11 protein-coding genes are annotated in these 14,307 nt (G+C 67.1%); 8 read left to right on the forward strand and 3 right to left on the reverse strand.

The genetic code is table 11. The annotated features are described in order from the left end of the window. The first annotated feature begins 144 nt into the window (after window positions 1–144). Window positions 145–1,659 carry a putative glycoside hydrolase gene (locus tag TY25_RS23625; RefSeq protein ID WP_052383146.1) on the forward strand — a complete coding sequence of 505 codons (1,515 nt, stop codon included), beginning with the start codon at window positions 145–147 and terminating at the stop codon, window positions 1,657–1,659. A 58-nt stretch (window positions 1,660–1,717) separates the two neighbouring features. On the opposite strand, the gene TY25_RS23630 is transcribed toward TY25_RS23625, so the two are convergent. Beyond that, window positions 1,718–2,434, reverse strand: coding sequence for an SDR family NAD(P)-dependent oxidoreductase (locus TY25_RS23630; RefSeq protein ID WP_042259312.1), 717 nt, complete (start codon window positions 2,432–2,434; stop codon window positions 1,718–1,720). 88 nt (window positions 2,435–2,522) lie between these two features. Between TY25_RS23630 and TY25_RS23635 the strand changes: the two genes are divergently transcribed. From TY25_RS23635 to rpoB, 3 genes are all read left to right on the forward strand, one after another. After that, window positions 2,523–3,077: a TetR/AcrR family transcriptional regulator gene (locus tag TY25_RS23635; protein ID WP_052383147.1), complete on the forward strand. Its 555-nt coding sequence runs from the start codon at window positions 2,523–2,525 to the stop codon at window positions 3,075–3,077. 28 nt (window positions 3,078–3,105) lie between these two features. Continuing rightward, the gene (locus TY25_RS23640; protein WP_042259316.1) at window positions 3,106–3,885 is read left to right on the forward strand and encodes an alpha/beta fold hydrolase; all 780 of its coding nucleotides are present in this window, start codon (window positions 3,106–3,108) and stop codon (window positions 3,883–3,885) included. A 340-nt stretch (window positions 3,886–4,225) separates the two neighbouring features. Further along, window positions 4,226–7,705, forward strand: a complete 3,480-nt coding sequence (gene rpoB, locus TY25_RS23645) for a DNA-directed RNA polymerase subunit beta (RefSeq protein WP_088607226.1) — start codon at window positions 4,226–4,228, stop codon at window positions 7,703–7,705. Between the two features lie 55 nt (window positions 7,706–7,760). Here rpoB and TY25_RS23650 read toward each other — a convergent pair whose 3' ends face one another. After that, window positions 7,761–9,296, reverse strand: coding sequence for a DHA2 family efflux MFS transporter permease subunit (locus tag TY25_RS23650; RefSeq protein WP_042259317.1), 1,536 nt, complete (start codon window positions 9,294–9,296; stop codon window positions 7,761–7,763). 4 nt (window positions 9,297–9,300) lie between these two features. Then, complete coding sequence (gene dapA, locus TY25_RS23655) at window positions 9,301–10,227, reverse strand: 4-hydroxy-tetrahydrodipicolinate synthase (RefSeq protein WP_042259319.1); 927 nt, start codon at window positions 10,225–10,227, stop codon at window positions 9,301–9,303. Window positions 10,228–10,298: 71 nt separating this feature from the next. Here dapA and TY25_RS23660 point away from each other — a divergent pair, with 71 nt between their 5' ends. The 4 genes from TY25_RS23660 (at window position 10,299) to TY25_RS23675 (ending at window position 14,273) form a co-directional block, all read left to right on the forward strand. Further along, window positions 10,299–11,168, forward strand: coding sequence for a LysR family transcriptional regulator (locus TY25_RS23660; protein WP_042259322.1), 870 nt, complete (start codon window positions 10,299–10,301; stop codon window positions 11,166–11,168). Between the two features lie 89 nt (window positions 11,169–11,257). Continuing rightward, window positions 11,258–12,706, forward strand: coding sequence for an MFS transporter (locus TY25_RS23665; RefSeq protein WP_042259324.1), 1,449 nt, complete (start codon window positions 11,258–11,260; stop codon window positions 12,704–12,706). A 61-nt stretch (window positions 12,707–12,767) separates the two neighbouring features. After that, on the forward strand, window positions 12,768–13,412 hold the full coding sequence (locus TY25_RS23670; RefSeq protein ID WP_042259327.1) for a class I SAM-dependent methyltransferase: 645 nt from the start codon (window positions 12,768–12,770) through the stop codon (window positions 13,410–13,412). Window positions 13,413–13,559: 147 nt separating this feature from the next. Beyond that, window positions 13,560–14,273 (forward strand): PAS and ANTAR domain-containing protein, encoded by a 714-nt coding sequence (locus TY25_RS23675; RefSeq protein ID WP_226887387.1) that lies wholly within the window; start codon window positions 13,560–13,562, stop codon window positions 14,271–14,273. Window positions 14,274–14,307 lie beyond the last annotated feature (34 nt).

The raw sequence follows: 14,307 nt of genomic DNA on the forward strand, positions 1-14,307 counted from the left end.
GCGACAGTGCGGCACAGCCGGGATAGTAGAAACATCTTCGAACGAAAGTTGGTGTGCGCGTTGCTCGAATGGGTCCGCCTTACAGGACACCGACGGTTGACGGCAGTAATTGTTACCGCAGCCTTATCGATTCTCGTCGCTTCTGTGACCATCAGCTCGGTCCGGGCCGAACCCACCGGTTTGACGGTGACCGGTGTGCCCGCGGGCACGATCGGCGCGACGGCCTTGTCCGCCTTGACATTGCGGGTGGACGCGCGCGATCACGATCCGCGCGCCATGCGACTCGAGCTGGACGGCGAGCCGGTCACCGGACAGGTCGAGGGCAATTCCGTGGTGTACAGACCGGAGAGACTAGCCAGTGGGGGGCACAGATTCACCGCCGAGATCCCGGCCGGGGGCGCGTTCGGCTTCTTGCGGACGGGCCCGGGGGCGACCGAGACCTTCACCGTGGACAACGACGCACCTGTGCTCGAGGTGAGCCAACCGGCGAACGTGACGTCCTACCGTCAGCCGGTCACCGTGCGCGGCAAAGCCCAAGGCGCAGAACGCGTATCGATCGGCGATCAGACCGCGGCCCCCGCGGCCGACGGAACATTCGAGATCCCCCTCCCGCGCGCACCGATCGGCGCGCGCGTGGTCGCGGTCGATCTCGCGGGCAACGAAACCACCCAGCCGATCACCACGGCCATGGAGACGGCACCGATCCGGGCGGTCCACGTCACCGCGCACGCGTGGTCGCACGAGGGGCTGCGCGAGGACGTGCTGAACCTGGCCCGCGACGGCCGGATCGACACGGTCCAGCTCGATATCAAGGACGAGGACGGCGTCGTCGGCTACGACTCCCAGGTGCCGCTCGCCCGCGAGTCCGGCGCCGTCGAGGCGATCTACGACGCGCCCGCCGCACTGCGGCAACTGCACGACATGGGCCTGCGCGTAGTCGGCCGCATCGTCGCGTTCCGCGACAGCCGGATGGCCGAATGGGCCTGGCACGCCGGGCATCCGGACTGGGTCATCCAGAACCCCGGCGGCGGACCCTACGCGAGCAAATACGGGCCGATCGCGTTCACCAATTTCGCCAGTCCCGAAATGCGCCGATACAACATCGATCTCGCCGTCGAGGCGGCGAAACTCGGTTTCGACGGCATCATGTACGACTACATCCGCCGCCCCGACGGTGACCTCTCGCAGATGGTGTTCCCCGGATCCACCGAGTCCCCGAGCATTTCGATCGCCGAGTTCCTGCGCGAGAGCCGCGATCCCGTGCGCGACGCGGGCGCCGATCAGAGCGCCGCCGTCTTCGGCATCGCCTCGACCCGCCCGGACCAGATCGCGCAGGACATTCCGCGCATGGCCCGCCACGTCGACTACATCGCACCGATGCTGTATCCGTCGCATTGGAACGCGGGTGAGTACGGCGTCGCGAACCCCGACTCCCAGCCTTACGACATCGTGTTCCGCTCACTCCAGGACTTCCGCGCCCAGACCCAGGGCACCGGCGCGAAAATCGTGCCCTGGCTCCAGGATTTCAGCCTCGGCGTGAACTACGGCCCGCACGAGGTGCAGGCTCAGATCGATGCGTCCCGCGACGCGGGCGTGCACGGCTTCTTCCTCTGGAGCCCGACGGTGCGGTACCACCTGGCGGGCGCGGCACCCGCCTGAGTCCGCTTGGCGCGCAACGGCAGATGGAGTGCGTCACGGCTCCATCTGCCCTCCGGGCTCACCCGCTGAACACGTCGAACACTTCTTCGGCCCGGTCCCGGGCGCGGTACATGTCCCAGGCCTTGTCGGCGAGTTCGTCGGGGTCGAGGGTGTGGCCCGCCGCATCACCGAAATGCCCGGGAGCCGCGGTGACCATGGCGTGGATGTCACCGCGCTCGATCAGGCCGCCGATGGTCAGGGTGCCCGCGTAGACACCGCGGCCGGCGAGACCGGCGTGCAATGTGACCGCGTAGTTGCGCAACGCAGCCGAGGCCAAGGCCAGTTGCCCGAGCATCGGCATGGGCAGCACGCTGGAGAGCCCGCCCGCGAACAGCAGTCCGCCGGAACCGCGTTCGAGCATGCCCGGCAGGACCTCGCGCACCAGCTCCAGCGCGGGCCAGACCAGTTCGAAGCCGGATTGTGCGGTCGCCACGTCTATTTCGGTGATGTCGGCGAGCGGGGCGGCAGGCTGGGTCGTCGCAGGCCCGTAGTAGGCCACTTCCACCTCCCCGCCGATCGCGGCCAGCGCGGACTTCAACTGGGCGGGATCGGTGATGTCGGCAGCCTGGGCCGTGGCATCGATTCCCTGCGCGGCAAGGTCTTTCAAATACTGCTCGTGCCGAGCCGGGCTGCGCGAGATCAGCGCGACCCGGAAGCCTTCGCGGCCGAAGCGCGCGGCCATCGACATGCCGAGGCCGGGACCGGCGCCGACGATCACCGCTGTTGCTGGGGACATCTCTCTCCTCCTGGATCTTGAGGGGCTCCTCATTTTCAGAAGGTAGCACGAAATCGAGGAGCCCCTCGACTTTTGTAGGATGGTCCCCATGACCAGACCGCTGCGCCGTGACGCGGCCCGCAACCGCGAGAAGCTGCTGCGCGAAGCCGCGGATGTATTCACCGAGCAGGGCCTGGACGGTTCCCTGGAGGAGATCGCGCGCCGCGCCGGAGTGAGCATCGGCACGCTGTACAACCACTTCCCGCACCGGGACGCGCTGATCGAAGCGCTGCTCCCACCCCGTTTGGCAGCGCTGGACGAGTTCGCCGTCCGCGCGGCGGCCGAGCCGGACGCCTGGGCGGCGCTCACCGGATTCCTCGAAGATCTACTCGGCCAGATGACCGCCGACCGCGGCCTGCTCGAGGCTCTCACTCGCGATCACCCCGCCGCCGACCAGCTGGCCGCGGCCTGCCATCGCGGCATGTCGCACTTGGCCACCCTGTTGGAACGGGCCCGGCGCGCGGGCGTGCTGCGCGCGGACGCGAGCGACGAGGACGTGACGAATCTGGTATGGGCGCTGTCGCTGCTCGGCGAGGCCACCGGCTCCCCCGCCTGGCGGCGCTGCCTGGAATTCGTGTTCGACGGCCTGCGTTCGAGCAAGTAGACCGACCCCTCGCGAAAGGATCAGTACTGTGCCGCATGCCAAGGCCGCCGACGGCGTTCGCCTCGCGTACCAGACCGCGGGCGCCGGCACACCGCTGGTCCTGCTCGCCGGACAGGCCAACAACCACCACTGGTGGGACGGGATCCGCACGGACTTCGAAACCCGGTATCGCACCGTCACTCTCGACTGGCGCGGCACCGGCGACAGCGACAAACCCGACGAGGCGTACAGCACAGTGGGTTTCGCCGCGGATGTGGTCGCCGTGCTCGACGATCTCGGGATCGAGCGGGCGGCGGTGTACGGCACGTCGATGGGCGGGCGGGTCGGCCAGTGGCTGGCGGCCCGGCATCCGGATCGGGTGCACGCACTGGTACTCGGCTGCACGTCACCGGGTGGCAGGCACAGCGTCGAACGCGGCCCCGAGATCAGGCAGTCACTCATCCAGCCCGACGCGACCGCGGCCCGGCAGGCGCTGCTGGAGTTGATGTACACACCGGAGTGGCTGGCCCGCACGCCCGGCCCGTTCACTACGCTCGGCGACCCCGCGATGCCCGCCTACGCCAAGCGCAGGCACCTGGTCGCGAGCAACAAGCACAACGCGTGGGACGTGCTGCCGGAGATCGGCGCGCCGACGCTGGTGGTGCACGGCACCGAGGACCGATTCAATCCCGTGGCGAATGCGCCGCTGCTGGCCGAGCGGATCCCGCACGCGCGCATGCAGCTGATCCCCGGCGCTCGACACGCCTACTTCGATGAGTTCCGCGAGGTGGCCGGCTCGCTCGTCCTGGATTTCCTCGATGCGACCTGATCCTCGAACGTATCCACCCCCGCTCCCTTTTCAGTATATCCAATTAATCAGCCAATTGTCAAAACCTTGACTTCATAAGTGCCGCAGAGTTAATCTATAAATGCGGGAAACATTCGAAACGGATTCGATCCGAGCAAATAACTTCGAATGCCTATTGCGCTGCCGGAAATCTGCGAGTAATTTGAGGCGTTGCGCAGGCCGCCTCCTGTCCGGACTCTCGAATCAAACAGCAGTGAGTATCACCGTTCGCGGTGATGCTCACTTTCTTGCTGATGCGTGAGCTCTGTCCGCAGGCGTGCACGTGCAATTCGTCAGCAGCGAAGTCCCGAAAGGACGCACCGTGCCCGTATCGCCCCAGTCCGACGCCGATCACGCCGTGGCCTTTGCCGCTATCCCCGGAGCGCCGCACCGGTTGTCTTTCGCCAGAGTGCAAGAACCCATCGATGTGCCCAAGCTGCTCGACCTGCAAACCGATTCGTTCGGCCGGCTGATCGGCGCATCGGACTGGCGCGCCAGGGCGCTTGCACGCGGCGAAACCGACCCGGTCGGCGGACTCGGGGAAATACTCGCGGAACTGTCCCCGATCGAGGATTTCGCCGGCACCATGTCCCTGTCTTTCTCCGATCCTCGGTTCGAAGAGGTCAAGGCCTCCATCGAGGAGTGCAAAGACAAGGACATGACCTACGCGGCGCCGCTGTTCGTCACCGCGGAGTTCATCAACAACAACACCGGTGAGATCAAGAGCCAGACGGTCTTCATGGGTGATTTCCCGATGATGACCGACAAGGGCACGTTCATCATCAACGGCACCGAGCGCGTCGTCGTCTCACAGCTGACCCGCTCGCCCGGAGTTTATTTCGATCAATCGGTGGACAAGACCACCGACAAGAATCTGTACAACGTGCGCGTCATCCCGTCGCGTGGCGCGTGGCTGGAGTTCGACGTCGACAAGCGCGACACCGTCGGCGTCCGCATCGACCGTAAGCGTCGCCAGCCCGTCACGGTGCTGCTGAAGGCGCTCGGCTGGAGTCCGGAACAGATCGCCGAGCGGTTCGGCTTCTCCGAGGTCATGCTGTCGACCCTGGCGAAGGACCACACGAACGGGGCCGACGAGGCGCTGCTGGACATCCATCGCAAGCTGCGTCCGGGCGAGCCGCCGACCAAGGAGTCCGCGCAGACCCTGCTGGAGAACCTGTTCTTCAAGGAGAAGCGCTACGACCTCGCCCGCGTGGGTCGCTACAAGACCAACAAGAAGCTCGGCATCACCGACAGCACGGCGACCACGCTCACCGAGACGGACCTGATCGCGACCATCGAGTACCTGGCGCACCTGCACGCCGGCGACAAGACGATGACGGGGCCCGGCGGTGCCGAGATCCCGGTCGAGATCGACGACATCGACCACTTCGGCAACCGTCGCGTCCGTACCGTCGGCGAGCTGATCCAGAACCAGATCCGCATCGGCCTGTCCCGGATGGAACGGGTCGTCCGCGAGCGGATGACCACCCAGGACGTCGAGGCGATCACACCGCAGACCCTGATCAACATTCGCCCGGTGAGCGCGTCGATCAAGGAGTTCTTCGGCACCTCCCAGCTCTCGCAGTTCATGATGCAGGACAACCCGCTCGCCGGGCTCACGCACAAGCGTCGCCTGTCCGCCCTCGGCCCCGGCGGCCTGACCAGGGAACGCGCCAGCCTCGAGGTGCGCGACATCCATTTCAGCCACTACGGCCGGATGTGCCCGATCGAGACGCCGGAAGGCCCGAGTATCGGTCTCATCGGCTACCTTTCGGTGTACGCACGGGTCAATCCGTTCGGCTTCATCGAGACGCCGTACCGCCGGGTCGTCGGCGGACAGGTCACCGACGAGATCGTCTACCTCACCGCCGACGAAGAAGAGCGCTACGTGCGCGCGCAGGCCAACTCACCAGTCGACGCCGACCGGCGCCTGTCCGAAAGCAAGGTGCTGGCACGGCGTTTCGGTGAGGAGGTGGAATACGTCGCCCCCGCCGAGGTCGACTTCATGGATGTCTCACCGCGCCAGATGGTGTCGGTCGCCTCGGCAATGATTCCCTTCCTGGAGCACGACGACGCCAACCGTGCCCTGATGGGTGCGAACATGCAGCGTCAGGCCGTGCCGCTGATCCGTTCCGAGGCCCCGATCGTCGGTACCGGCATGGAATTGCGCGCGTCCATCGACGCAGGCGACCTGGTTCTCAATGACAAAGCCGGTGTGGTGGAAGAGGTTTCGGCCGACTACATCACCGTGATGGCCGATGACGGCACCCGGCGCAGTTATCGGCTGCGCAAGTTCGCGCGGTCGAATCAAGGCAACTGCTACAACCAGCGACCGATCGTGGACGAGGGTCAGCGGGTCGAGACCGGTCAGGTGCTCGCCGATGGACCGTGCACCGAGAACGGTGAGATGGCGCTGGGCAAGAACCTGCTCGTGGCGATCATGCCGTGGGAGGGCCACAACTACGAGGACGCGATCATCCTGTCGCAGCGCCTCGTGGAAGAGGACGTGCTGACCTCGATCCACATCGAAGAGCACGAGATCGACGCCCGCGACACCAAGCTCGGCGCCGAGGAGATCACCCGCGATATCCCCAACGTCTCCGACGAGGTCCTGGCCGACCTCGACGAGCGTGGCATCGTGCGCATCGGCGCCGAGGTCCGCTACGGCGACATCCTGGTCGGCAAGGTCACCCCCAAGGGCGAGACCGAGCTGACCCCGGAAGAGCGGTTGCTGCGCGCGATCTTCGGGGAGAAGGCCCGCGAGGTGCGCGACACCTCGCTCAAGGTGCCCCACGGCGAGTCCGGCAAGGTCATCGGTATCCGGGTGTTCTCCCGCGAGGACGACGACGACCTGCCTCCCGGTGTGAACGAGCTGGTGCGCGTCTACGTCGCGCAGAAGCGCAAGATCCAAGACGGTGACAAGCTCGCCGGCCGCCACGGCAACAAGGGTGTCATCGGCAAGATCCTGCCCACCGAGGACATGCCCTTCCTGCCCGACGGCACCCCGGTCGACATCATCCTCAACACCCACGGTGTGCCGCGGCGTATGAACATCGGCCAGATCCTGGAAACCCACCTCGGGTGGATCGGCAAGGCCGGCTGGGAGATTCAGGGGGAACCGGATTGGGCCGCGGCACTGCCCGAAGCGCTGCGGTCTGCGCCGCCGAACAGCAATCTCGCGACGCCGGTCTTCGACGGCGCCCAGGATGCCGAGCTGGCCGGGCTGCTCGGGTCGACGCTGCCTAATCGGGACGGCGACGTGCTGGTGGGCGCGGACGGGAAAGCGACGCTGCTCGACGGGCGTTCGGGTGAACCGTTCCCGTACCCGGTGGCGGTCGGCTACATGTACATCCTGAAGCTGCACCACCTGGTCGACGACAAGATCCACGCCCGCTCGACCGGTCCGTACTCGATGATCACCCAGCAGCCGCTCGGCGGTAAGGCCCAGTTCGGTGGCCAGCGCTTCGGTGAAATGGAGTGCTGGGCGATGCAGGCCTACGGCGCGGCTTACACGCTGCAGGAACTGCTCACCATCAAGTCCGACGACATAGTGGGCCGGGTGAAGGTCTACGAGGCGATCGTCAAGGGCGAGAACGTGCCCGAGCCGGGCATTCCGGAGTCGTTCAAGGTGCTCCTCAAGGAACTCCAGTCGCTGTGCCTCAACGTCGAAGTCCTTTCCGCCGAAGGCGTTGCGATCGAGATGCGTGACGGCAACGACGAGGACCTCGAGCGCGCGGCGGCGAACCTGGGCATCAACCTGTCCAGGAACGAAGCCGCCACCGTCGACGACCTGCCCGGCTGACCGACGCTACGCGTGCCGAGATCGTCACCGGCGGTGACGATCTCGGCACGGGCACTCAAACGTGGACCGCAGCCACCGCATCGACCGCGTCGGGATTCTTCGGCTTGGTCCGCGGCAGGAAGAACGCCGGTATCAGGGTGAGCACGATCAGCACCAGCGCCACGATGTAGGTGTGACTGAATGCCGTTGCGGCCTGGTCCAATCCGGCCTCCAGCACGCCCGGCGGCAGCTGACTCGCCAGTTCGGGCTTGGTGGTCGCGGCGATCGCGGGTAGCGCGAACTCCCGATCGTTCAGCAGGGCGGTCAGCACCACCGAGATCGTCGCGGTGCCGATCGAACCGCCGGTCTGGTTGATGATGTTCATCAGGGTCGAGCCGCGGGCGACCTGCTGGTGGGTCAGCGTCTGGATCGCCGCGGTCATGATCGGCATCATGGTGCAGCCCATGCCGAGACCCATCACGAACAGGGCGGCCAGCATCATCGGATACGACGTGTCCACCTTCAGCTGCACGAAGAACGCGGTGCTTACCGCGATCAACGCGATGCCGACCAGCACGATCTTGCCCGGGCCGATCTTGTCGACCAGCTTGCCCGCCACCGGCATGGTGAGCATCGCGCCCAATCCCTGTGGCACCAGCAACAATCCGGTCTGCAACGCCGATTCGCCGCGCACCTGTTGCAGATAGGCCGACAGCAGCAGGCTGCCGCCGAAGAAGGCGATCGCGAACAGCACCATGGTGAGCACCGAGAAGGTCAGCGCCCGGTTGCGGAACAGGTGCAGATCGATCAACGGGTGCTCGGTGCGCAGCGCGTGGAAGACGAACGCCACCAACAGGATCAAGCCGATGATCGCGGGCAGCAGCACCTTGGTCGCGAGCACCGTGCCCTCGCCGGGGATCGACGAGACGCCGAACAGGAACAACGCCAGGCCCGGCGAGGCGAGCAGCATGCCGACGAAGTCGAACGACTCCGCCGGTTCCGGCTTGTCGGCGGGGAACACCACCTGCGCCAGGATGAGCGCGACGATGCCGATCGGCAGGTTGATCAAGAAGATCCACTGCCAATGGAATTCGATCAGCCAGCCGCCGAGGATGGGGCCGCAGATCGGGCCGAGCAGCATCGGCACACCGAGCACCGCCATCACCCGGCCGACCCGCTGCGGACCGGCCGCGTGCGTCATGATCGTCATGCCGAGCGGCATCAGCATGCCGCCGCCGATGCCCTGCACCACACGGAAGGCGATGAGCGACTGGATGTTCCAGGCCAGCGCGCAGAGCACCGACCCGAGCACGAAGAAGGCGAGCGCCGCCATGTACAGGCGCTTGGTGCCGAATCGGTCCGCGGCCCACCCGGTGAGCGGAATGACCGTGGCCAGGGCGAGGGTGTAGCCGGTCACGGTCCACGCGGCGATGGCGTAGCTCGTGTCGAAAGTGTCCTGGAAGGTGGGCAACGCGATATTGACGACGGTGATGTCGAGAATCGACATGATCGCGCCGAGTACCACGACGCCCGCCACCTTGAAGACCGCCGCGTCTAGTTTGTCGGCGGTCGGATCAGGCGTCGTCGCCTGCGTATCCGGAGGTTGTGTCACCGCTTCAGCGTTGCACTTCTTCAGCCGCTACACCAGCAAATTGTCCTGCCATTCGCGAGAAAAGTTCGATTTCGGCCAGGGCGGCCGCGGTCGCGACCGCACCGGCCGGCAGCAGCGGTAGCCGGACCGCCGGACTCGGAATCCGGCCCTGAGCCGCGAGAACGGCCTTGATCACGGTAGGGTTGGGCTCGGCGAAGAGGGCGGCCGACAGCGCGGCCAGCCGGTGCCCGAGTGCGCGCGCCTCCCCGACCCGGCCGTCGCGCCAGGCCGTGATGAGCGCGGTGAACGGCGCGGTGGCCACGATGCCGGAGGCCAGGATCCCGCCCTCGGCGCCGAGCGCCAGCAGCGGCGAGACGAACAGGTCGTCGCCCGCCAGCACGGCGAAGTCCGCGGGACGTGCGCCCATCAGCGCGATCGTGGCGTCGTCGATGCTGCCGACGGCGTGTTTGACGCCGATGATGTTCGGGTGCGCGGCGATATCGAGCAGGGTCTCCGCGCAGAGCGTGCGGCCGGTGCGATAAGGAATGTTGTAGACCACCAGCGGCACCGGGCTGCCGCCGGCCAGCGCCCGGAAGTGCGCGAGCACCCCGGCCTCGGTGGGCCGGGTGTAGTACGGCACGACCGTGAGCGCGGCCGCGATCTGCCCCGACAGCGCGGCCAGCGCGTCGGCGGAGTCGGCCGTCGAGTTCGAGCCGGCGCCGACGATCAAGGGCGCGTTGTGTTCCCGGCACACGCTCGCGCAGATGTCGATGACCCGCGCGCGTTCGGCCGGGGTCAGCGTCGCCGCTTCGGCGGTGGTGCCGAGCGCGACCAGGCCGGTCGCGCCCTCGGCGAGCGCCGAGTGGGCCAATCCGGCCAGCGCGTCGGCGGCCAGGGCGTTCTCGGCGGTGAACGGCGTGACAAGAGGGACGAAAAGGCCTGCGAGCGTCATGGTTATGAGGGTGACGGGCGCAAAGCGTCAGGTCCAGTTCACATTTCTACATTCGAGCATAAGCTGACCTGATGCTCGACATTCGCAAACTGCGCCTGCTGCGCGAGCTCTCGCACCGGGAGACCATCGCGGCGGTCGCCGAGGCGCTGGCCTACACACCGTCGGCGGTATCGCAGCAACTCACGGCGCTGGAACGAGAAGCGGGCGTGCCGCTGCTCGAACGGACCGGGCGGCGGGTCACCCTCACCCCGGCCGCCCGCACACTGGTCGAGCACGCCGAAACCATCCTCGCGGTGCTCGAACAGGCCGCCGCCGACCTGGCAACGGCGCGTACCGAACTCGCCGGCACGCTGCGGATCGGCGCCTTTCCCACCGCCATTCGCACCATTCTCTCCCCGGCGCTCGTCGCGCTGAGCCGGGATCATCCCCGTCTCGAACTGATGGTCACCGAGATCGATCCGGCGACGGCGCCCGCCGCGTTGCGTGCGGAAGCGCTCGACGTCGCGCTGGTGCAGGAATACGACTATGTGCCGGTCGAACCCGACCCCGCACTCGACACCGAGCCGCTGCTGGAAGAGACGATCTATCTGGCCGCGCCCACCGCCGAACCGCTCGTCGCGTACCGCGAAACCGCTTGGATCGCAGGGATTCCCGACACGCTGTGCTACACGATGACCGTCCGGGCCTGCCAGGCAGCAGGTTTCACGCCGCGGGTCCGCCATCACGCCGACGATTTCGGCACCGTGCTCGCGCTCGTCGCGGCCGGGCAGGGGGTCGCGCTGGTGCCGCAGCTCGGCGCGCTGGACTGCCCGGCCGAGGTCACGCTGACCCCGCTGCCGGCCCGGCGGCGCACCCACCTGGCGTATCGGCGCGGCACCGGCAATCACCCGGCGGTCCGGGCAGCCCGCGCGGCGCTGGTCACGACCGCGAACGCCGGGTGACGCCCGGGTCGGCCCGCGCCGCGTAGGACCGCTGATTATCCGGTGCGGCCCCGGGTAACCGTCGGTCAGTAACCGGGAGGTGGTGGCCTGTGCGGACGATATCGACCGATATCCCGGCGCGCCTGGATCGATTGCCGTGGTCGCGCTGGCACTGGATGGTGGTGATCGGGCTGGGGTCGGTCTGGATCCTGGACGGCCTCGAGGTCACCGTCGTCGGTAGCGTGGCGAGCCGATTGTCCGAGCCAGGCAGCGGGATAGACATCACCGCCGCACAGGTTTCCGGCGTGGCGGCCGCGATGTACGTCACCGGCGCGTGCACCGGGGCGCTGTTCTTCGGTTGGCTCACCGACAGATTCGGCCGCAAGAAGCTCTTCCTGATCACCCTCGCGGTGTACTTGATCGCGACGGCGCTGACCGCCGTCTCGTTCTCGATGTGGTGGTTCATCCTCTTCCGCTTCTTCACCGGGTTCGGAATCGGCGGCGAGTACGCGGCGATCAACTCCGCGATCGATGAGCTGATCCCGCGAAAATACCGCGGCCGCATCGACATCGTGATCAACGGGACCTATTGGCTCGGCGCGGTGGGCGGTGCGCTGCTGTCCATCGTCGCGCTGAACACCGATTGGTTCGCACCGAATATCGGCTGGCGCTTGACCTTTGCGCTCGGCGCGGTGTTCGGACTGATCATTCTGGTGGTGCGCAGGCATGTACCGGAAAGCCCGCGCTGGATGTTCATCCACGAGCGCGAGGACGGCGCCGAACGGATCGTCGCCGATATCGAGAAACAGGTCCGCACCGATACCGGCGCCGAACTGGAAGACGTGTCGGAGCAACGGATCGAGATCGAACAGCGGCGCACCATCAGCTTCCGCGAGATCGCGGCGGTGATGGTGCGGCACTATCCGCGCCGCAGCGCGCTCGGGCTCGCCCTGTTCGTCGGCCAGGCGTTCCTGTACAACGCCATCACCTTCAATTACGCGCTCATCCTGGCGAAATCGTTCGACGTGCCCGACGATCGGGTCGGCTACTACTTCGCGGTGATCTGCTTCGGCAACTTCCTCGGGCCGCTGCTGCTGGGCCGGTTGTTCGACACCGTCGGACGCAAGCCGATGATCGCGGGCTGTTATATCGGCTCGGCGGTCCTGTTGTTCGGCACCGCATGGCTTTTCGCGGCGGGTCAGCTCTCCGCGGTGACCTTGACCGCGTGCTGGACCGTGGTGCTCTTCGTCGCCTCCTGCGGGGCGAGCGCGGCATATCTGACGGTGAGCGAGATCTTCCCGATGGAGACCCGCGCGATGGCCATCGCGTTCTTCTACGCGATCGGCACCTTCGCGGGCGGCGTGGCCGGTCCGCTGGTGTTCTCGAAGTTGTCCGCCGACGGCGACCCGGGCAAGACCGCGCTCGCCTTCGCCATCGGCGCGGCCACGATGTTCGCCGCGGGCCTGGTCGAGCTGGCCTACGGCGTGCGCGCGGAAGGCCGCTCGCTCGAGGACATCGCCACACCGCTGAGTGCCACGTCGAAAAGCTCGGCGACCTGATCTGGGCAAATTGTCTCAGACAATCTAAACTCGAGCCTGCCGATCCGCCGAAGGGACAACGATGTCAGCCACCACGCCACCGGCCCGCGCGTACAACCGACTGGTGACCTCCGGCTGGAACCGGCTCGCCACCATCTACAACAATCCGCTCGCGCAGCGGGTCCTGTATCGGCCGCCGCAGGACGAGATCATCGACCGGTTGCGCCGCGCGGATATCCGCCGGATCGCCGACGTCGGCTGCGGCACCGGCATTCTCGCCGCCCGCATCCAGCAGGAGTTGCAGCCGGACGTGATCTACGGCTGCGACGCCTCCCCCGGCATGCTGCGGCAGGCGAAAGCCCGCTCCGGACAGGTGAACTGGATCAACCGCCGGGCCGAGGACCTCGGCCTGCCCGCGGGCGCGGTCGACGCCGTCGTCTCCACCCACGCCTTCCACTTCTTCGACCAGCCCGGCGCGCTGGCCGAGTTCCACCGGATCCTTTCCCCCGGTGGGCTACTCGCGATCGTCGTGATCAACCCGCGCAGCCGGTTCGCGCCGCTGCTGCAACCCACTCCGCTCCAGGGGGTCGCCTACTTTCCGCCGCCCGCCGAAATGCGGGAGCTGATCGAGGCGGCGGGCTTCCGGGTGGTCGAGCAACGACCGGTGCGCCGGCCCGTCCCCGAAGCGTTCGTCCCGGACCAGCTGACCGTCGCGCGCAGCGGCTGAAATCTCGGCGTGCCTCGCCGACGGGCTGTCGGCGGCGCGCGGTAATCTTGTCGCTCGGAACGCGCTGCCCCAGACCCCGCCAGCCGACCACACAGCAACGAAATCGGTCGAGGTGGGAAGGGGCAGTTCGTGGATCAGCCTGTCGATATGCCGGATATCACGCGGGGTGACGGCAGCCAAGGCGCGGCGACACCACTGCTCGTACCCGGAACCGAACCGGTCCATCCGATCGAGGAGGTCCTCGGCGCGGGCGCGTGGCAGAACGCGGGCACCTTCCGGTTCTGGCTGGCCGACGAGCGCTGGGAATGGTCCGACGAGGTCGCGCAGATCCACGGCTACGCCCCGGGCACGGTCCAGCCGACCACCGAACTGCTGCTCTCCCACAAACATCCGGACGATCGGGAACAGGTCGCCAACACCATCGCGCGCACCGTCGAAACCGGTGAGCCGTTCTGCAGCAGACACCGGATCATCGATACCCGAGGACGGGTACGCCACGTGCTGGTGGTCGGTGACGACATGCACGACGACAAGGCGAGAGTGGTCGGTACCTCCGGCTATTACGTCGATATCACCGACACGCTGGCCGAGGATCGCAGGCAAACCCTCGACGGCGCCCTGCCCGAGCTGTACACCGCCCGCGCCGCGATCGAACAGGCCAAAGGCGCGCTGCGGCTGGTCTACGGGATCAGCGCCGACCAAGCCTTCCGCGTGCTCGTCTGGCGCTCCCAGGAGACCGGTGTCGCACTGCGCGTCCTGGCCACCCAGCTACTCGCCGAGCTCACCACCCTGGACGGCCCGATGGTCGAACTCCGCACCCGCTTCGACCATCTGCTGCTCACCGTCCACGAACGCATGTGATGACGGGCTGTGCCATTTGTCCTCGGTGAGAGTG

It is taken from the genome of Nocardia brasiliensis NBRC 14402, assembly GCF_000308475.2.
Lineage (GTDB): Bacteria > Actinomycetota > Actinomycetes > Mycobacteriales > Mycobacteriaceae > Nocardia > Nocardia brasiliensis.